Annotated in this window: 13 protein-coding genes and 1 tRNA gene; 3 read left to right on the forward strand and 11 right to left on the reverse strand. The window is 73.9% G+C overall.

Going from position 1 to position 18,867, the window contains the following annotated elements; translation table 11 throughout:
- Positions 1 to 1,302: hypothetical protein (locus AMK19_RS13360; protein ID WP_241844389.1), on the forward strand; the 1,302-nt coding region annotated here is incomplete at its 5' end.
- On the opposite strand, the gene AMK19_RS13365 is transcribed toward AMK19_RS13360, so the two are convergent.
- The 10 genes from AMK19_RS13365 to AMK19_RS13410 all read right to left on the reverse strand — a co-directional run bounded on the left by AMK19_RS13365 (position 1,286) and on the right by AMK19_RS13410 (position 13,342).
- The gene (locus AMK19_RS13365; protein WP_073811337.1) at positions 1,286 to 3,403 is read right to left on the reverse strand and encodes a tetratricopeptide repeat protein; all 2,118 of its coding nucleotides are present in this window, start codon (positions 3,401 to 3,403) and stop codon (positions 1,286 to 1,288) included. The two genes, AMK19_RS13360 and AMK19_RS13365, sit on opposite strands and share 17 nt — an antisense overlap.
- Positions 3,404 to 3,498: 95 nt before the next feature.
- Entirely contained in the window at positions 3,499 to 6,696 is a 3,198-nt protein-coding gene (locus AMK19_RS38050) for a DEAD/DEAH box helicase (RefSeq protein WP_073811339.1), read from the reverse strand.
- A gap of 66 nt (positions 6,697 to 6,762) precedes the next feature.
- A tRNA-Ala gene (locus AMK19_RS13375) sits at positions 6,763 to 6,839 on the reverse strand.
- Between the two features lie 499 nt (positions 6,840 to 7,338).
- Positions 7,339 to 8,349 carry a divisome protein SepX/GlpR gene (gene sepX, locus AMK19_RS38055; protein WP_073811341.1) on the reverse strand — a complete coding sequence of 337 codons (1,011 nt, stop codon included), beginning with the start codon at positions 8,347 to 8,349 and terminating at the stop codon, positions 7,339 to 7,341.
- A 163-nt stretch (positions 8,350 to 8,512) separates the two neighbouring features.
- Complete coding sequence (locus AMK19_RS13385) at positions 8,513 to 9,139, reverse strand: GNAT family N-acetyltransferase (protein WP_073811343.1); 627 nt, start codon at positions 9,137 to 9,139, stop codon at positions 8,513 to 8,515.
- Positions 9,136 to 9,627: a MogA/MoaB family molybdenum cofactor biosynthesis protein gene (locus tag AMK19_RS13390; protein ID WP_073811345.1), complete on the reverse strand. Its 492-nt coding sequence runs from the start codon at positions 9,625 to 9,627 to the stop codon at positions 9,136 to 9,138. Before AMK19_RS13390 ends, AMK19_RS13385 begins: the two co-directional genes overlap by 4 nt.
- Positions 9,624 to 10,061 carry a cyclic pyranopterin monophosphate synthase MoaC gene (gene moaC / locus AMK19_RS13395; protein ID WP_241844409.1) on the reverse strand — a complete coding sequence of 146 codons (438 nt, stop codon included), beginning with the start codon at positions 10,059 to 10,061 and terminating at the stop codon, positions 9,624 to 9,626. The genes AMK19_RS13390 and moaC overlap by 4 nt, the downstream gene beginning before the upstream one ends.
- 116 nt (positions 10,062 to 10,177) lie before the next feature.
- A complete protein-coding gene (gene glp / locus AMK19_RS13400) occupies positions 10,178 to 11,500 on the reverse strand; it encodes a molybdotransferase-like divisome protein Glp (RefSeq protein ID WP_073811349.1) in 1,323 nt (440 codons plus the stop codon).
- 24 nt (positions 11,501 to 11,524) lie between these two features.
- On the reverse strand, positions 11,525 to 12,445 hold the full coding sequence (galU, locus tag AMK19_RS13405; RefSeq protein WP_073811351.1) for a UTP--glucose-1-phosphate uridylyltransferase GalU: 921 nt from the start codon (positions 12,443 to 12,445) through the stop codon (positions 11,525 to 11,527).
- Positions 12,446 to 12,502: 57 nt separating this feature from the next.
- Entirely contained in the window at positions 12,503 to 13,342 is an 840-nt protein-coding gene (locus AMK19_RS13410) for a GGDEF domain-containing protein (RefSeq protein ID WP_073811352.1), read from the reverse strand.
- A gap of 60 nt (positions 13,343 to 13,402) precedes the next feature.
- Here AMK19_RS13410 and AMK19_RS13415 point away from each other — a divergent pair, with 60 nt between their 5' ends.
- Positions 13,403 to 13,999 (forward strand): 5-formyltetrahydrofolate cyclo-ligase, encoded by a 597-nt coding sequence (locus tag AMK19_RS13415; protein WP_143200193.1) that lies wholly within the window; start codon positions 13,403 to 13,405, stop codon positions 13,997 to 13,999.
- Between the two features lie 317 nt (positions 14,000 to 14,316).
- Here AMK19_RS13415 and AMK19_RS13420 read toward each other — a convergent pair whose 3' ends face one another.
- Positions 14,317 to 17,067 (reverse strand): penicillin acylase family protein, encoded by a 2,751-nt coding sequence (locus AMK19_RS13420; protein WP_073811355.1) that lies wholly within the window; start codon positions 17,065 to 17,067, stop codon positions 14,317 to 14,319.
- 218 nt (positions 17,068 to 17,285) lie between these two features.
- Here AMK19_RS13420 and AMK19_RS13425 point away from each other — a divergent pair, with 218 nt between their 5' ends.
- Positions 17,286 to 18,806: a potassium/proton antiporter gene (locus tag AMK19_RS13425; protein WP_083646747.1), complete on the forward strand. Its 1,521-nt coding sequence runs from the start codon at positions 17,286 to 17,288 to the stop codon at positions 18,804 to 18,806.
- Positions 18,807 to 18,867 lie beyond the last annotated feature (61 nt).

The raw sequence follows: 18,867 nt of genomic DNA on the forward strand, positions 1-18,867 counted from the left end.
ACCCGCAGACCCGCAGACCCGCCGGTGTTCGGGATGTCCCGCGAGTGGCTGCTGCACGACGGTGTCCCGGTCGCCGATGCCCTGGTGCTGTCCCACCCCGGCCAGCTCGACCGTCTCGCCGCGGCCTGCCCGGAGGCGCTCGGCACGGCGGTGCTCGCAGGTGACCCGTGCTTCGACCGGATCCTCGCGGCCCGCCCGCGCCGGGACGCGTTCCGCCGCGCGTTCGGGGTGCGCTCGGGCCAACGGCTGGTGGTGCTGAACTCGACCTGGAACCCGACCTCGCTGTTCGGCGACGGCGGCCCGGACGACGTCCTGCCGCTGCTGCTGTCCCGCCTGCCGGAGCTGCCGTTGGACGAGTACCGGGTAGCCGTGGTGCTGCACCCCAACGTGTGGCACGGCCACGGCCCGGGCCAGGTCCGGCTGTGGCTGGACGGGGCGCGCCGGGCGGGGGTGACCCTGGTGGATCCGGTCGCGGACTGGCGGCAGGCGCTGATCGCCGCGGACGCCGTGATCGGCGACTTCGGTTCGGTGAGCTACTACGCGGCGGCGCTCGGCACCCCGGTGGTGCTGGCGGCGGCCGGGTCCTCGGTGCTCGCCGACGGCTCGCAGGTCGCCGAGTTCGTCCGGGAGGCCCCGAGGCTGGACCCGTACGCGGCGCTCGCCCCGCAGCTGGCGGAGCTGCTCGGCCGGGGTCAGGTGCCCAGCGGCCCGGCCGGGTCGACCACGTCCTGCCCGGGCGAGTCGGCCGGGCTGCTCCGCGCCCTGTTCTACCGTTCGCTGGGCCTGCCCGAGCCGCCCGCGCCCGCCCTGCTGGACCCGCTGCCGCTGCCCGACCACCAGCCGTCCGAGGTGACGGCGCCGGTCCGGGTGCTGGCCGACGTCCGCGCGGACGGCACGGTCGACGTGCGGCGGTTCGCCGGGGCCCGGTACGAGCCGGAGGGCCCCGGCGCCGGGCAGCTGGTCGTGCACGAGGACACCCTGGACCCGTCCGCCCTGGCCCTCGCCGACGCGATCGTCCGGCACGGCGGCACGGCCGACCCCCGGCTCGGCCCGCCGCTCGCCTGGGCGAAGCGCGCCCTGGCCCGGCACCCGGGCTGTGCGCTGGCCGTCCAGGTCACCGGCCCGACCACCGCCACGGCCCGTCACCGCTCGGGCGTCGAGCTGGAGTTGTCCGCCGAGTTCGAGGGCGTCGACCCGCTCGCGGCGGCCTCCGCGCTGCTGGCGGCCGGACCCGTCCCTGGGGTGCTGACGGTCCGCACCGGCGGGGCGGTTCACCGGGTGGCGGTCACTCGTCCTCGTTGACGCACAGCGAGCGCAGCACCGCGATCGGCATCAGGTGGAACACCGCGCCGCCGCGCTCCAGCAGCACCCCGGCCTCGTCCAGCAGTGGCAGCGCCTGCGGCCCGTGGCCCTGGTCGACGAGGGTCTGCGCCAGGTCGGTCAGCGCCCGGGCGGTGTTGTACGCCTCGCCGGTGCCGCGGAAGTACGCGACCGCGCGCTCGATCGCCGCCCGGGCCTCCTCGAACCGGCCCGCCCCGCGCAGCGCCCGCCCGCGGTGCCGGTCGAGCAGCGCCCGGGCCCGCGGCAGGTCGGCCTGCCCGACGCCGTCGGCCCCGATCCCGTCCAGCAGTCCGGCGGCCTGCTCGAAGCACGCCAGTGCCTCGGTGTAGCGCCACTGCCGCAGCCGCAGCAGCCCGAGGGTCTCCACGGCGGTGGCCTGCCCGCGCAGGTGGCCGACCGTCCGCTCGGCGTCGGCGGCCAGTTCGAGCTGCTGCTCGGCCGCCGCATACTCCTGCAACTCGGTGAGCGCCAGCGCGAGTTGGACGTGCATCCGGGCCGCCGTCCGGGCGTCGGCGGCGGCCCGCGCACCGGCCCGCAGGGCGGGCAGCAGCTCGTCGTGCCGCCCGGCCTTCAGCTGCACCGCCCACAGCGCCTCGACCAGCTGGCACACCAGCTCGGGCGCGGCGAACTCCTCGGCGGCGGCCACCGCCTCGACCAGGTTGGGCAGTTCCGCCCCCAGCACGGCCAGCGCCTCGGCCTCTCCGGGGTAGCGGTCCGGCCCGATCTCCGCATACAGCGGTCCGAGGTGCCAGCGCTGCGGCAGCGCCGCGTGATCGGCGCCGACGGCCAGCCGCAGGTAGTGCTCGACGGTGCGCCGCACGGCCGCCGCGCAGGCCGCCAGCCCGTCCTCCTGGACCGCCAGCGCCTCGGCATGCCGCCGGACGGCCGGCCGGTAGCGGTGGCGGCCGTCGAGGGCGGTCTCCAGCAGCCCGGCGTCGGCGAGTTCGGCCAACGCCTCGACGGCCTCCGCCTCGGTCAGCCCGCTGGCGGCCGCCGCCGCGGCCGACCCGATCGCGGGCCACCGCCGCAGCGCACAACTCCGGTACACCAGCGCCGCGTTGACGGCCAACCTGGCGTACCGGTCGGCGTTGGCGGCCTGCACCGGATCGGCCGGGAACGGCCCGGCGACCGCCCTCGGCGCACTGTCGCCGAGCACGGGTGCGGCGGCCCGCAGCGCGAACGGCGAGCCGGCGCAGCGCTCCAGCACCCCGGGCAGCGCGGCCTTGGCGGCGCCGACGGCGTGCTTGCCGGCCAGGTCGGTGAGCAGCCGCCGGGCGTCCTTGTCGGCGAGCGGCCCGACGGGGACGTTCAGCGCGTCCAGCCCGGCCAGCGGACGGCGCGCGGTGACCACCGTGACCACGCCGGGCGCGGCAGTGAGCAGCGGCCGCACCTGGGCCGCCGAGTGGGCGTGGTCGAGGACGACCAACAGCCGCCGCCCGGCGAGCAGTTGGGCGTAGCGTTCGGCGCGGTCCTCGACGGTGGCGGGCATCCGGTCGGCGGGCACGCCGAGCTTCTGCAGGAAGCGGCGCAGCACGGTGGCCGGGTCGGCGGCGCCCTGCGGCCCGGCGGCGCGCAGGTCGGCGTACAGCTGCCCGTCGGGGAAGCGGTGGGCCTCCCGGCCGCCCCAGTGGATCGCGACGGCGCTGGTGCCGATGCCGTCCGGACCGTGCAGCAGCACCTGCCGGGGCCGCCCGTCGGCCTTCCGCCCGGCTTCCTTGTCGAGCGCCGCCAGCGGCCCCTTGCGGTCGGTGAAGTACCGGGTCGAGGCGGGCAGCAGCCGCGGCGCCTCGTCCGGGGCCTTCGCTTCCCCCTCCGCCAGGCCGTTCAGCCAGGCGGCCAGCGCCCGGGCCTGCGCCGGGTCGCGGTGGGCGCCCTCGACCAGCAGCCGGGCGAGCTCCTCGCGCTCCTCCGGACCGTCGGGCAGGGCGAGTTGACGCCCGGTCACCCGCTGGGCGAGGTTGCCGATCGACTCCCACGCCCACTTCCCGGCCTCCCCGGCCATCGCCGACCCGACCGCGCCCAGCACCCCCGCGACCGCCGAGACCGACAGCGGATCGATCATGCCCACCCCTCAGAACCGTGCCCGAGCCTTCCGCGCACACCACCTGACGCGCCCAACGGTAGCCTGCACACCACCCTCCGTCAGCACACGCCGCGTCAGCCCGCGGGCTCCCGGGGAACGGCCGCGGGACCGGGCCAGTCGTGCCGGGGCAGCCGGGTGCCGAGGTCGGTGAAGAACCGTTGCGGGGTCCAGAGTTCGTGGTTGCCGACGACGAACAGCCGCCGCTTGGCGCGGCTGACGGCCACGTTCAGCAGGTTCGGCCGCTGCGCCGCCCACTCCCGCGCGCCGGGCGAACGCGGGTCGGTGCCGAGCATCAGCACGACCACGTCGGCCTCCTTGCCCTGGGTGGTGTGGACGGTGCCGACCCGGTCCCCCGTCAGCAGCCCCCGACTCGCCCGCCGGGCCCCGGTGACCACCGCCCGGAACGGGCTGATGACGTACACCTCGCGGTCCAGGTCGATCCCGTCCCGCCGCAGCCGCTCCAGGATCTGACGCAGCGCCAGGCCCTCGTCCGGAACCCAGTGCCCCTCGTTCTGCGCGGAGCCGACGTGCACCCAGGAACTGCCGGGGCCGTACGCGTACGGCTCGGGGTAGTGGGTGCCGTTGACCATCAGCCCGTCGTAGGCGATCACGTTGCTGACCGTGAACATCGGGTTCTCGCACCGCCGGTGCACCCGCAGCGGCGCGCCGACCCACACCTCCGTGGAGCCGTCGGGCAGTTCGGCGGGCAGCGTGGTGCCGTACCGGGTGGCCCGGTCGGCGACCTGCTGGACGGACGTCCAGCCGGGCAGCCACTCCTCGGCCACGCCGTACTGCCGGCGCAGCGCCTGCTGCGCGGTGAACGGGACGGTCACCACCGGCTCCAGCTGCAGCGGGTCGCCGACCACCACGGCCCGGCGGGCCCGCCACAGGCCGCCGACGGCCAGCTGCGGACTCGCCTGGCCCGCCTCGTCGATGAACAGCCAGCCCAGTGCCTCCGCGCCGAGGCCGGTGAACACCCGGTCCAGCGAGGCGAAGGTGGTGGACAGCACCGGCACCACCAGGAACAGGCTCTGCCAGGCCGCCAGCCGCGCGTCCTCCGGCACCGAGCCGGGGGCGGCGCCGCGCACCACGTCCATCGCGGCCCGCAGGTTCTCCACCATCGTCCGGGCCGTGCACTTCAGGAACGCCTTGTGCAGTTCCAGCGCGGCGAGGAAGACCTCGGTGCGGGCCGCGGAGATCTCCTCGTCGGCCCACGGCGAGGACAGTTCGCGGGCCTCCTCGTCGTGCACCGCGGCCGGGTCGGGCACGTGCGCACCCCAGCGCCCGCGCCCCCGCTCGGCCGCCTGCTGCGCCGCCTCCGCGTCCGCCCGGGCCGCCGCCAGACCGGCCGTCAGCCGCTCGTACGCGTCCTCGGCCCGCGCCGCCCCGGCGGCGGCCTCCCGCTGCCGGGCGTGCGCGGCGTCCGCCCCGCCGAGCGCCAGGCCCTCGCGCTCGGCGTGCTGCTGGTCCAGGGCGTTCCAGTCCCGCGCGGCCCGGCCCACGGTGACGAGGGTGTCCATCAGGCCCGGACGGCGCGCATGGTGGGCCTGCCGCAGCTCCGACACCCGGTCCAGGTGCGCCTGCGCCTCGCGGGCCGCGCCATCGGCCTCGCCCGCCTCCCGCCGACAGCGGTCCCGCAGCCCGGCGGCCGCGGCCTCCTCCTGCTCGGCCCGCGCGACCCGAGCGAGCGCGGCCGGGCCCTCCCGGAGCGCCTCGGCACAGGCGGCCCGCTCCGCGACCATCCGGTCCACCTCGGCCAGTGCCCGCAGGAACCGGTCCTTGGCGTCCTTCCAAACACCCTTCTGCGACTCGCCCTTGTACGCCGACAGCACGTGCGACAGGCCCTGCCCGGTGTCCTGCCAACCCGATCCCCTGACCGGCGGCAGGTCCGGGGACTGCGGCAGCGTCGGGTCGCTCGGCAGGTACTTGCCGTGCCAGAGCCGGTTGACGAACGCGACCCGGTTGGCCTTGTTGCCCAAATGCGCGGCGATCGTGCCCCAGGCCGGCGTCCCCTGGAGCAGCCGGGTGCCCTGCTCGGCGAAGTAGTCGGCGCCCTCGCGCCACTGCGCGGCCAGCGCGTCCCGGGCCGGGATCTCCTTCGAGATGTTCTCCACCGCGCCGTTGTTGGCCGAGGCGACCACCATCTCGAACCCGGTCAGCTCCGGCCGCAGCGGCACCACCTTGCGGGTGTAGTCGCCGCTCTTCCACACCAGTGGGGCGCCCACGAACCCGTCCGACGGCAGCCGCAACGCGGCCAGCGCCCGCGCCCGTTCCACCACCCGGTCCGCGATCGCGTCCCGCAGCATCGTGGTCTTGCCGGTGCCGGGCGGGCCGTTCACCGCGAACACCCCGCCCGCGGACGTCAGTTCGGCCCGGATCGTGTTCACCGCGAACTGCTGGCTGAGCGCCAGCGGATACTTCGCCGCCGCCGGCCACCGCCCCGCCGGCGACAGCCCCGGCTCGACCCTCCCGAGCGCGACGCCCGGGTGCTCCCGCAGATCGATCCGGGCGGCCCGGTCCCGCGACGCCCCCGGCGTCAGGTACTCGGCCAGCGCCCGGCCCGGCGGCCTGCCCGCGAGCGCCTTCGCGACCCGCTCCAGGTCCGCCGCGACGAAGCTGTTCAGGAAGTCCTGCTGATCCGCGTCCTGCGCCCGGTCCTTGCGCACCTGCACGCTCCGCACCCGCAGACCGGCCGGCCCGAGACCGTTCTCCACCCCCCACGCCCGGGCGAGCTCCCCGACGAACGCCAGCAGGTCCGCCGCGTCCACCACCGAACGGTCGTCCGCCACCCGGTGCCCCAGCCGGGCGGCCCGGCCCACCCACTCCGCCTCGTCCGCCGCGAACCCGTCCAACCACCCCGGCCGGTTCACGTCCCGCCCCAGCGCCCGGCCCACCGCCCAGCCGCACGTCGACACCACCGGCGAATCCGCCAGCACCGACCCGCGGTCGTCCACCGTCAACGCGAACAGCGCGGCCCGGCTGTCCAGCCGCCCGTCATGACTCTCAGGGTCCCGGCCGAACACCTCCATCAGCACCCCGCGCACCTTCGCCAACGGGAACAACCCGCCGTACACCACGTGCTGCCACACGAACCCCGGCGCCGGCTCGCCCCGCCGCAACCGGTGCCCGTCCTCCCACGGAAGCAGCCCGCCCCCGTCCACCTCGAACACCCGCTGCTGCTCGTCCACCCCCGGCACCGCCTGAGCCCCGAACAGCTCCACCGCCCGCCAGAACTCGACCACGGCCGCCGCCCGTTCGACCCCGCCCGCCATGCCGGCCTCCCGAATCGCCCCTACAACGCAAGAAGTCCCGCCCGGATACCCGGGCAGGACTTCTGTTGGTGGAGCTGAGGGGATTCGAACCCCTGACCCCCTCGATGCGAACGAGGTGCGCTACCGGACTGCGCCACAGCCCCAACAAGAAGAACTCTATCACCCCTGAAGGGATACTCATGACCACCCCCGCACCACCCCAATGACACCCCGTCCGAACCCCCACCTGCGAAACAACCAAAGACGGGCAACCAGCAACCGCCACCACCCCACACCCCGACCACCCCACTGCCACACCGGCCGCAGGCAGGCACACCGGCCGGCGCCCACATAGAAGACGCCGACACCCCGGGCACCGCCACAGGCAGCCGCACCGGCTGGCGACCGTACAGAACCAACCTCCCCGCGCACCGCCGCAGGCAGGTGCCCGAGTGGGGCAGGCGGGCAGGGAGCGGTGACGCCCCCGCACTCCGAACACCCCACCCCCGCACCACCGCAGGCGGGTGCGGGGGCTGGTGGGCAGGGAACGTCGGCACCCCGCACGCAACGCACCCCGCCGCCGTCCGGAGGTGTTCCTGACGGCGGCGGGGTGCACGGGTGGGTGGGTGGGCAGGAAGGCGGAGGGACGTCCGGCGGTGCGGCCTACTCGTTCGCAGCCCTGGGCGGCCGGTACTCCTGCGCCGCCTGCTGCCCCGCCTCGCCGTACTGGTCGAAGAGCGGCGTCGCAGGCCGCCCGGAGTCCCAGGTCCCGGGGGCGGAGAGGTCGAGGCCGCGGGTGGTCCGGGGGGCCACCGGCGCGGTGACGTAGGTGGGCAGCGGGACGGGGACGGGCTCCCAGGAGTCCGGCCCGGCCGCCGCGCGGGCGCGGACGCCGTCGACCCACTCCTCGTGCTCGGTGGCGTCGGCGAGTGCGCTGGCCCGGGCCGCGGGTTCGGTCGGCACGTCGGTGGCGTGGGGGGCGGTCGCGGGCTCGGCCGCCCGGGCCCGCTCGCGTTCGCGCAGCCGCTCGGCGGCCTGCGCGGCCCGGACCCGGTCGAACTTGACCTCGTAGCGCTGCCGTTCGAGCCGCCGCAGGTGCCCGATGTACAGGGTGAGCAGGACGCCGGGCACGGTCGGCACCCAGAGGAACGCGAACCCGGCCACCGCGGCGACGACTGCGCCGAGCGCGAAGGCCAGGAAGAGCAGCGTCACCATCCGCCGCCGCCGTGCGAGCAGTCGGGCCCGCCGCTCGGCGGAGCGCCGCTCGTCCTGCTCGCCCCAACCCCGGTCGCGCTTCCCGCCCCGGTCCGTCTCCGCCGCCGCTTCGACCACCGGAACAGGCCCGGGCTCAGGCGAACGCTCGGGCTCAGGCTCAGGCTCGGTCGAACGCTCGGGCACCACCGCCACCGGCACCGCCCCGGAAGCGTCCGCGGGATCGCCAGGGCCCCCGTCCGGCTCCCCGGCGGGGTGTTGCTGCTCGGCGGTCTGTTCGCCGAGGGCTCGGGCCGCGCGCCGTTCCATGGCCGATCGGCCGGCCAGCAGGCGGATCGCGGTACTGAAGCGTTCCGTCGGACGCGACTCGTTGAGCTCGTCCTGCCTGCGGAGCCACATCGGCACCAGATAGGCGGCCCAGGCCCCTACGATGACCGCGTAGATAAGGCCGCTGCTGCTCACGTTTCACACGGTACGGGCGCGGGGTAAGGCGCTGCAGCAATTTGGGACGGCGTGTCGTCCGATCAAGCTGATTCTCAGACTATTTTGCCGGTATTTGTGACGGCTCGCCCCGGCCTCGGCGACCCGCCGATGCCATATTGATATCTATTTATCGAACACATATTCAATTTCCCTGTGTCGGCCCACTCCTGAGCGAGCGCCAGCGACGCAACAGCCCGTCGGCGGCCTCGTCGGCGGTGAGCGCGTACACCAGGTGATCGCGCCAGTCGCCGTCGATGTGCAGATAGCGGGGGCGCATTCCCTCCGAGCGGAAGCCGAGTTTCTCCACCACCCGGCGGCTGGGCCGGTTCTCGGGGCGGATGCACACCTCGACCCGGTGCAGCCCGAGGTCGCGGAAGCAGTGGTCGACGGCGAGCGCGACGGCGGTGGGCATGATGCCGCGGCCGGCCACCGCCTCGTCCACCCAGTAGCCGACATTGGCGGAGCACATCGAGCCCCAGGTGATCCCGCCGACGGTCAACTGGCCGACCAGGCGGCCCTGGTGGAGGACCACGAAGGGCAGCATCCGGCCGGCGGCGGCCTCCCCGCGCAGGTAGCGGACCATCTGCCGGAAGGTGGGCCGGGGCAGCGGCGCGCGGCCGGGCGGGCCGGGCGGGACGGTGGCCTCCCAGCGGCGCAGCCAGTCCCGGTTGCGCCGGCTGACCTCCTGCCATTCGGCCTGGTCGCGGCGGCGGATGGGCCGCAGCACGACGTCCCCCTCGGCCAGTTCGGCCGGCCGCCCCGCGTTCAGTGCGCACCGCCTGCGGGTCGCGGGTGGTCGCCGCCGGCCAGTTGGTCGACGGCGTGCGGCAGCAGCGGGGCGAGCACGGCGAGGCCGTCGCGGACGCCTCCGGTGGAGCCGGGCAGGTTGACGATCAGGGTGCGTCCGGCGCAGCCCGCCAGGCCGCGGGAGAGCGCCGAGGTGGGCACCTTCTCGCGGCCGTACGCGCGGATCGCCTCGGGGATGCCGGGGATCTGCCGGTCGACGACCCGGGCGGTCATCTCGGGGGTGAGGTCCTGCGGGGAGATGCCGGTGCCGCCGGTGGTGAGCACCACGTCGTATCCGGCGGCGACGGCTTCGCGCAGCACGGCCTCGACGGGGTCGCCGTCGGGGACGACGGTGGGGCCGTCCACCGCGAAGCCCAGCTCCCGCAGCCCGGCGACCAGCAGCGGCCCGCCCTTGTCCTCGTACACGCCGGCCGCGGCCCGGTTGGAGACGGTGACGGCGAGCGCCTTCACTGCTCGCCCTCCCGCACCCAGTCGCCGCTCTTGCCGCCGGTCTTGCTGAGCACCCGGACGTCCTCGATGGCGGCGGCCTTGTCGACCGCCTTGACCATGTCGATGACGGTGAGCGCGGCGGTGGCGACGGCGGTGAGCGCCTCCATCTCGACGCCGGTGCGGTCGGCGGTGCGGACGGTGGCGGTGATCTCGACGGCGGTGTCGGTGACCGTCAGGTCGACCTTGGTGCCGGTGAGCGCGATGGGGTGGCAGAGCGGGATCAGGTCGGGCGTCCGCTTGGCGCCCATGATGCCGGCGATCCGGGCGACGGCCAGCGCGTCGCCCTTGGGGACGCCCTCGCCGCGCAGCAGTTCCACCACCCGGGGGGCGACCCGGACACGGCCGGCCGCCACCGCGACCCGGGTGGTGGCGGCCTTCTCGGAGACGTCGACCATCCGGGCGGCGCCGGTGTGGTCGACGTGCGTGAGGCGGTCGCCGGGGGGTGTGTCGGTCACGAATGGGCTCCAGTAACACGGTGCGAATCTCGCGCTACGGTACCGCCCCGTCCGGGTCAGTCCGTGAGAAGGACCACATCGACCGTGCTGCCGGCGGGCAGCGCGGTGGTGTGCTCGGGCACCGCGATCAGGCAGTCGGCCTGCGCCAACGCCCCGACCAGGTGCGATCCTTCGCCGCCGACCGGGCTCACGGTGCCGTCCGCCGGACGGTACCGCCCGCGCAGGTACTGCCGTCGTCCGGCCGGGGAGCGCAGCGAGGCGGTGGTGGCGGCGCGCACCACGGGTCGGTGCACGTCGGGGGCGCCGAGCATGGTGCGGATGACGGGGCGGACGAACAATTCGAAGGAGATGTACGCGCTCACCGGGTTGCCGGGCAGCGCGAGCAGCGGCACGCCCCGGTCGCCGCCGATCCGGCCGTAGCCCTGCGGCTTGCCGGGCTGCATCTTCAGGCGGCGGAAGTCCACGCCGGCGTAGTCCGCGAACACTTCCTTGACCACGTCGTACGCGCCGACCGAGACGCCGCCGCTGGTGACGATCAGGTCGGCCCGGCCGAGTTGATCCTCCAGGACGGCACGGAGAGTTGACGCCTCGTCGGGAACGCCGCCGACCCGGTAGGCGACGGCGCCGGCGGCGATCGCGGCGGCGGTCAGGGTGAAGGAGTTGGAGTCGTGGATCCGGCCGGGGCCGACCTGTTCGCCGGGCTGGACGAGTTCGCTGCCGGTGGAGAGCACCACCACCCGGGGCCGGGGGCGGACCCGGACGGTGGCCCGGCCGATCGCGGCCAGCAGGCCGATCTGGGTGGGGCCGAGCACCGTGCCCGCGTCCAGCACGGTGTCCCCGGCAGTGACGTCGCTGCCCCGGCGGCGGATGAACGCGCCCTCGGCGACCGGTCGCAGGACCCGCACCTCGTCGCCGAAGTCGCCCTGGTCGCCGCCGCCCATCGCGTCGGCGGCCTGTCCGGTGCCGGTGCCGCCGTCGGTCCACTCGACCGGGGCGACGGCCTCGGCGCCGGGCGGGACGGGGGCTCCGGTCATGATCCGGGCGGCCTGGCCGGGGCCGACCTTGGGCAGGTCGCCGGCGCCGGCGGCGATGTCGCCGACCACTCCGAGCACCGACGGGTACTGCTCGGTGGCCCGCACGGTGTCGGCGGTGCGCAGCGCGTAGCCGTCCATCGAGCTGTTGTCGAACGGCGGCAGGTCGGCGCCGGCCCGGACGTCCTCGGCGAGCCGGCAGCCCTGGGCGTCGAGCAGTTGGAGCTCGATGGGCGGCAGCGGCGTCGCGGCGAACAGCACGTCGGCGAGGTGCTCGTCGACGCTCCACAGGCGCGGCGAGGCCGGGGAGCCGGCACCCTCTCCGCAGGGGTCGTGCTTCCCGGTCATCGCCTCACTCGCCTTCGTGGTGGGTCAGCCCTGCATCTCGACGGCGACGAACTGCCGCAGCCAGGTACGGAATTCGGGGCCGAGGTCGTCGCGCTCGGCGGCCAGGCGGACGATCGCCCGCAGGTAGTCGGCGCGGTCGCCGGTGTCGTAGCGGCGGCCCTTGAACAGCACACCGTAGACCGGGCCGCCGGCGTTCTCGTCGCGGGTGGCGAGCTCGCGCAGCGCGTCGGTCAGCTGGATCTCGCCGCCGCGGCCGGGCGGGGTCTCGCGCAGCACGTCGAACACGGCCGGGTCGAGCACGTAGCGGCCGATGACCGCGTAGTTGGACGGGGCGTCGGCGGTGTCGGGCTTCTCGACCAGGTCGGTCACCTGGAAGACGTCCTCGCCGAAGCCGTTGGACTTGACGGCGGCGCAGCCGTAGAGGTGGATCTGCGCGGGGTCGACCTCCATCAGCGCGACCACGGAGCCGCCGAGTTCCTGCTGCACCTCGATCATGCGGGCCAGCAGCGGGTCCCGGGGGTCGATCAGGTCGTCACCGAGCAGGACGGCGAACGGCTGGCCGGCAACGTGCTGTTCGGCGACCGAGACGGCGTGGCCGAGGCCCTTCGGGTCGCCCTGGCGGACGTAGTGCATGTTCGCCAGCTGCACGGACTCCTGGACGCGCCGCAGCCGGTCGTGGTCGCCCTTGCGGGTGAGCAGCTCCTCCAGCTCGTAGGCGCGGTCGAAGTGGTCTTCCAGAGCACGCTTGTTGCGACCGGTCACCATCAGTATGTCGGAGAGGCCGGCCGAGGAGGCCTCCTCCACGACGTACTGGATGGCCGGCTTGTCGACGACCGGGAGCATCTCCTTCGGCGTGGCCTTGGTGGCGGGGAGGAACCTGGTGCCGAGACCAGCAGCGGGGACGACTGCCTTGGTGACCGGCGTGCGGGCGTGCTTGTTCGTCATGCGTCGACCTTACTAAGGCGGGGATTCCAGCCTGATGAGAGGCAGGTGAATCGGTTCTCAAGGCCTGTCACCGGTCGCGCGGGGGCCGACGGTGGTCGCGTGCGGGGTGAGGGGGTCCTCGCCGGGGCCGGGAGACACCCTACCGGGCAGCGGTGAAGCGTCCGGACCGATCGACGAGGGCGAAGCGGGCGGTGCGGGACGCCAGCAGTCACCGCCGGCGGCCCTGGCGACGGCGAGTGCCCGGTCGGCGGCCCGCAGCAGGACTGCGGCGTGTGCGCCGTCCCGGGGCAGCACCGCCAGGCCGATCGCGGCGGTCAGTCCGCTGCGCGCCTCCGGGTCGGCCTGCTCGCCGGGGTGACGGTCCGTCAGTCGGTGGCGGCGCACCGACCAGCACAGCCGCTCGGCGACCTGCTCGGCGCCCTCGGGCGCGGTGTCGGGCAGCAGCACCAGGAACTCCTCGCCGCCGTATCGGCCCAGCGTGTCGCAGCTGCGGATCTCCACGGACAGCCGCTGGGCGAGGTCGCGCAGCATGCCGTTGGCGCGGGGGCGGCCGTGCTCGGCGACCACCGCGTCGAAGCCGACCAGCTCCACCATCAGTACTCCCAGCGGACGCGGCTCGACGGCGGCCGCCTCGGCCCGGCGGGCCCGTTCGATCTCCTGGTCCAGGGTGAGCTGGAGGTGCCGGTAGTTCCACACCCCGGTGAGCGGGTCGCAGGACGCGGTGCGCCGCAGCTCGTCCCGTTCCGCCATGAGTTCCGCGATCTTCGCCAGAAGTTCCGCCTCCTTGCCGCCTCCCGCGCCCCCGGCCGTGCGGCGGCGCAGCACGGTGGCGCCGACGGCGACCGGGGCGGCCGCGCCGAGCACGGCCAGGGCCTGGAGCAGGAGCGGGGTGGACATGCGGCGGCCTCGACGTGTCAGGCTCGTGTCACTGCGAATGACGGAGCTGAAGGGATGCGAATGGTGTCTGCGGATGGGTTGTCCAACGACAAGGCGGCACTGAGGTCACGGCTGCTTGCCGAACGACGGGCCCTCACTCTCGAACAACGGGCCTCTGCGGCCCGGGCGATCGCCGCCCACGCGACGGGCCTCGTCCCGCCGGGCAGCACCGTCGCCGCGTACGTCTCGGTCGGCGGCGAACCCGGCACCCGCCCGCTCCTCGCCGCGCTCGCCGCCGCCGGCACCCGCGTCCTGCTGCCCGTGCTGCTCCCGGACAACGACCTCGACTGGGCCCCCTACGAGAGCGAGGCCCGGCTCGCACCCGCCGGCCGCGGCCTGCTCGAACCCCTCGCCGCGCCGCTCGGCCCCGACGCCGTCTGCACCGCCGACGTCGTCCTCCTCCCCGGCCTGGCCGTCGACCTCCGCGGCACCCGTCTGGGCCGCGGCGGCGGCTCCTACGACCGCGTCCTCGCCCGCCTCACCCGCGCCGGCGCCCGCCCCCTGCTCGCCACCCTCCTCTACTCCCACGAACTCCTCCCCGCCGTCCCCACCGAACCCCACGACCTCCCCGTCCACGCCGCCGTCACCCCCGCCGGCATCACCCGCTTCGCTCCCTGACGGCAAGCCACCCGGGCGGGACCTCGACGACGCCGGCGAAGCTCGGGAGGCGGCCCCGGGACGCCGCAGGCGAGCGGCCTTCGGCCCGGAAGCCGCCCGCCGATCCGCCGGACAGGCCGGGTCCACCTCCTGCGGTGGACCCGCCTCCGGCGTCGCGCCCGCCGCAGGCGGCATGCTTCCGCGCATCCCAGGGGCCCCGCGACGGTCGGCGTGCGGTCGGCGTTCTCGGCTTCTTCCGAGCCTCGTGCTCCGGAAAGCGCCGGAGGCGGACTCCCGTTGTGGGGGTCCGCCTCCGGCGTGGTTCGGGGCAGGGGTCGTCAGCCGGCGCTGAGGGTCAGGGTGTTCTGGCCGGACTTGGTGACGGCGTCCTTGGTGTAGGCCCAGGGGAGGAGTTCGCCCTTGGCCCAGAGGTCGGTCTGGTCGTTGTAGTTGGGGTGGAAGGCGTGGCCGGAGGCGCCGCCGACGTTGATCCACTGGGAGGCGTCGAAGTTGCTGAGGTCGACGACCATGCGCATGGAGGGAATCCAGTCGACGTCGTAGCCGGCCGCGGCGTTCCAGCCGGTGGCGTCGACCGCGGCGCTGCCGCCGGAGAGCTTGTAGGGGCCCCGGTTGAGCAGCTTGCGGATGGCCGGGGAGGCGATCGACGAGTCGTCGGAGCCGAGGGTCTGCTCCTGCAGGGTCAGCTGGTGGAGGCGGCCCCAGCTCCAGGTGGAGATGTCCTTGCCGAGGCGCGAGGTGAGGTCCTGGCGGGCGTCCTTGAGCGCTTCGGCGAGCAGGTTGCCGAGGCCGTGCTGCTGCTGGTGGTTGGAGTCGATGTAGTCCCACCAGGTCGACTTCGGGTTGGCGAGCTGCTGGCGGACGACCTCCATCCAGCGGTCGCCGCCGTCGGGCTGGGCCAGCGAGGGCTTGCGGGTGCCGCACTCGGTGACGGCCTGCGCGGCGCCGCCGAGCGCGTCGTCGGGGAGCGTGTTGTCGCGCTTCTGGCGGACCAGCAGGCAGTCGCCCTCGACGCGCAGGTCGGCGGGGAACTTCTGGCCGAAGGAGAGCGTGAGCAGGGCCCGCCAGACGCCGTTGTAGTACGCGGCGGCGGCGGAGTCGGCGTCCTGGTGGTAGTTCCAGTCCTTGAGCAGGTCCTGGGCCTCGCGCACGTACGGGTCGTCGATCTTGACCTTGAGCAGCAGCGGGACGAGGTCCTTGGCGAGCACGCTGGTGTTGTCCAGCTGCATGGACTGCATGTCGTTGAGGGAGATCTTGCCGCCGTTCTTCAGCTTGGCCTGGATCTGGTCGGTGATCTCCTTGGCGCGGGTGCCGTACTCCCAGTCCTTGGTGAGCATCGGCTTGTAGACGCTGTCGTCGACGACGGCCTGGTTGGCCGTGACGATGTAGCCCTCGGGCGGGTTGTACGCGTAGGGCAGCGACTTGAACGGCAGGTAGTTCGCGTTCCAGGCGTAGGCGGAGTCCCAGCCGGGGGCGGGGTAGCGGCCGTCGCCCTTGCCGCGGACGGGGATCATGCCGGGGGCCTGGTAGCCGATGTTGCCCTTGGTGTCGGCGTAGATCAGGTTCTGCGCGGGGACGGCGAAGTCCTGCGCGGCGGACCGGAAGGAGGTGAAGTCGGTGGCGCGGTCGAGCTTGAAGACGGCGTCCATGGTCTTGCCGGGGACGAGCGCGGTCCAGCGCATCGCGATGCCGTAGCCGGCCGCCCGGTCGGGGGCGGCGTTGCTGCCGGCGGGCGCGTTGCTGCCGACCTTCTGCTGCTCGGAGGACTGGTCGGAGATCAGCGGCATGCCGTCCTGCGTGGTGCGGACGGTGATGGTGCGGTCGGAGCCGCCGGCGACCTTGATGGTCTCCTTGCGGACGTTGAACTTCACGTCCTTGCCGTCGAGCAGGTAGGTGTCGGGGCCGGTGACCTTCTCCAGGTACAGGTCGGTGACGTCGGCGCCGAGGTTGGTGAAGCCCCAGGCGATGTCCTTGTTGTGGCCGATGACGACGCCGGGCATGCCGGCGAAGGTGTAGCCGGCCACGTCGTAGCCGCAGGTGGCGGAGGCGGCGCGGCAGTGCAGGCCCATCTGGTACCAGATCGACGGCAGGCCGGGGCCGAGGTGCGGGTCGTTGGCCAGCATCGGCTTGCCGGTGGTGGTGTTGGCGCCGGAGACCACCCAGGAGTTGGAGCCGATGCCCTGCCCGTTGGGGCCGAGCAGCTGCGGCAGCGCGCCGGTCTTGCCGGACAGGTCGCCGAGCAGCTCCTGGGTGACGGCCCGGGCCTGGGCGGTGTTCACCGGGGCGGCGCCGCCGGGCTGGGTGGGCAGTATCCCGCCCTCGCCGGGGACGTAGGTGCCGTCGGCGTTGACCTTGCCGGTCTTGACGATCGTGCCGTTGCGGTCGACCGGGTAGTCCGGGTAGAGCTGGGCGATCTGCTCGGTGCTGAAGTTCTGGGTCAGCAGCGAGCGGTCGATCTCCTCCTGCAGGTTGCCGGACAGGCTCCAGGCCATCGCCTTCAGCCAGGCCACCGAGTCGACCGGGTCCCACTTCTCGGGCGTGTAGCCGGAGTTGACCGCCCCGAGCAACGCGTACTCGACCGAGGCGCCGGCCCCGCCGGGGTGCTCGGCCAGCCAGGCGTTGACGCCCTCGGTGTAGGCGGTGAGGTTGCGCTTGGTGTCCTCGGACAGGACGGTGTCCCACTCCTTCTGGGCCACCTGGCGCCAGCCCATGGTGCGCAGGAAGCTGTCGTTCTCCACCGCGCTGGAGCCGAACATCTCGGCGAGTCGCCCGGAGGTGATGTGCCGCCGGACGTCCATCTCCCAGAACCGGTCCTGGGCCTGGACGTAGCCCTGGGCGCGGAACAGGTCGGCGTCGGTGTCGGCGTACAGCTGCGGGATGCCCTTGTCGTCGCGCACCACGTCCACCGGGGCGGACATGCCGGGCACCTTGACGGTGCCGCTGAGCTGTGGGTACGACGATCGAACGGTGTCGACCGCCCACCAGCCGCCGCCTGCCAGACCCGCCACCAGCAGCACGGCCAGCAGGATCACGATCAGACGTGCGCGCCGGAACTTCTTCGAGCGGGGCATCCGAGTCCTTGTATGAGGGAGCGTGCGGCGGTGACAGGTCACCACATTAGGGCGACGGCAGCGGCGGTCGTGCACGGGGGACACCGGCAGGCCTGCGGCGGCGTGGTTCGGACCCTACCGGGCCGGGAGAAAAGCGGGGACTAGCGTAAAGATCAAGTAAAATGTTAGACTGAGTAACGATCCGTCAGCCGCCCCTTCCCTGCCAGAGGTGCCCCTGCGTGACCGTTGACCACCTGAACGAACTGCTTCTCGAGTCCGCCGTCATCCTGCTCGTCGCCGTCGGCGCGGTCAGGCTCTCCACCCGCACAGGACTGCCGTCCCTGCTGCTGTACCTGGGCATCGGCGTTCTGCTGGGTCAGAACGGCATCGGCATAAGTTTCAACAACGCCGAACTCACCCAGGTCCTCGGCTACGCGGCCCTGGTGGTCATCCTCGCCGAGGGCGGGCTCAAAACCAGTTGGAAGGCGATCAAACCGGTCGTGCCGGCGGCGGCCGTGCTCGCCACCGTGGGCGTCGCCGTCTCGGTGTTCGTCACCGCGGCGGGCGCGCACTGGCTGGTCGGCCTGGAGTGGCGCACCGCGCTGCTGCTCGGCGCGATCGTCTCCTCCACCGACGCCGCCGCGGTGTTCTCGGTGCTGCGGACGGTCCCGCTGCCCAAGCGCCTGACCGGTCTGCTGGAAGCCGAGTCCGGCTTCAACGACGCGCCCGTCGTGATCCTGGTGGTGGCCTTCGCCACGACCGGCGAACTCGACTCCTGGTACGTGCTGCTCGGCACCATCGCCATGGAGCTGGCGATCGGCGCGGCCGTCGGCCTCGCGGTCGGCAAGCTCGGCGCGTACGCGATGCGCCGGATCGCGCTGCCCTCCTCCGGCCTGTACCCGATCGCGGTGCTGGGTCTGATCGTGCTCGCCTACGCGGGCGGCGCGCTGCTGCACGCCTCCGGCTTCCTGGCCGCGTACCTCGCCTCGGTGATCCTCGGGAACTCCAAGCTGCCGCACGGCCCCGCGGTGCGCGGCTTCGCCGACGGACTCGCCTGGATCGGCCAGATCGGCATGTTCGTGCTGCTCGGCCTGTTGGTCACCCCCGCGACCATGGGCTCCGCGATCATCCCCGGCCTGGTGGCCGGCGCCGTCCTGGTGTTCGTCGCCCGGCCACTGTCGGTGCTGGTCAGCATGACGCCGTTCCGGGTCCCGTGGCAGGAACAGGCCCTGCTGTCCTGGGCCGGCCTGCGCGGCGCGGTGCCCATCGTGCTCGCCACCATCCCGCTGGTGGCCGGCGCGGCCGACGCCCAGCAGCTGTTCAACGTGGTGTTCATCCTGGTCGTGGTCTTCACCCTGCTCCAGGGCCCGACCCTGCCGATGGTCGCCCGCTGGCTGAAGATCGGCGAGGGCGACATGGGCCAGGACCTGGGCATCGAGTCCGCCCCGCTGGAGAAGCTGCACGGCCACCTGCTGTCCGTGCAGCTGGCCACCGGCTCCCGGATGTCCGGCGTCGAGGTCTCCGAACTGCGCCTGCCCAAGGGCGCCGCCGTCACCCTGGTGGTCCGCGAGGGCTCCAGCTTCGTGCCGGACCGGATGACGGTGCTGCGCGAGGGCGACGAACTGCTGGTCGTCACCACCGACGAGGTCTCGGAGGCCGCCGAACACCGGCTGCGCGCCGTCGACCAGGGCGGCAAGCTGGCCGGCTGGCTGCACAATGCGGAAGCTTCACCTTCCGTTCCCAGAAAGAAAGCGGTCTGAGCCGCTAAGCTGAAGGCAGAAACCCCGATTCCCCCGCATCTGCCTGATGCAGAGTCGGCGC

This window comes from Kitasatospora sp. CB01950, assembly GCF_001905465.1.
Classification (GTDB): Bacteria; Actinomycetota; Actinomycetes; order Streptomycetales; family Streptomycetaceae; genus Kitasatospora.

Bases quoted from the DNA above. Each gene is read 5' to 3' on its own strand.
- AMK19_RS13415 (WP_143200193.1), top strand. From the start codon at position 13,403: ATGGTGTCTGCGGATGGGTTGTCCAACGACAAGGCGGCACTGAGGTCA.
- AMK19_RS38050 (WP_073811339.1), bottom strand. From the start codon at position 6,696: ATGGCGGGCGGGGTCGAACGGGCGGCGGCCGTGGTCGAGTTCTGGCGG.
- glp (WP_073811349.1), bottom strand. From the start codon at position 11,500: ATGACCGGGAAGCACGACCCCTGCGGAGAGGGTGCCGGCTCCCCGGCC.
- AMK19_RS13420 (WP_073811355.1), bottom strand. From the start codon at position 17,067: ATGCCCCGCTCGAAGAAGTTCCGGCGCGCACGTCTGATCGTGATCCTG.
- AMK19_RS13410 (WP_073811352.1), bottom strand. From the start codon at position 13,342: ATGTCCACCCCGCTCCTGCTCCAGGCCCTGGCCGTGCTCGGCGCGGCC.
- moaC (WP_241844409.1), bottom strand. From the start codon at position 10,061: ATGGTCGACGTCTCCGAGAAGGCCGCCACCACCCGGGTCGCGGTGGCG.
- AMK19_RS13365 (WP_073811337.1), bottom strand. From the start codon at position 3,403: ATGATCGATCCGCTGTCGGTCTCGGCGGTCGCGGGGGTGCTGGGCGCG.
- galU (WP_073811351.1), bottom strand. From the start codon at position 12,445: ATGACGAACAAGCACGCCCGCACGCCGGTCACCAAGGCAGTCGTCCCC.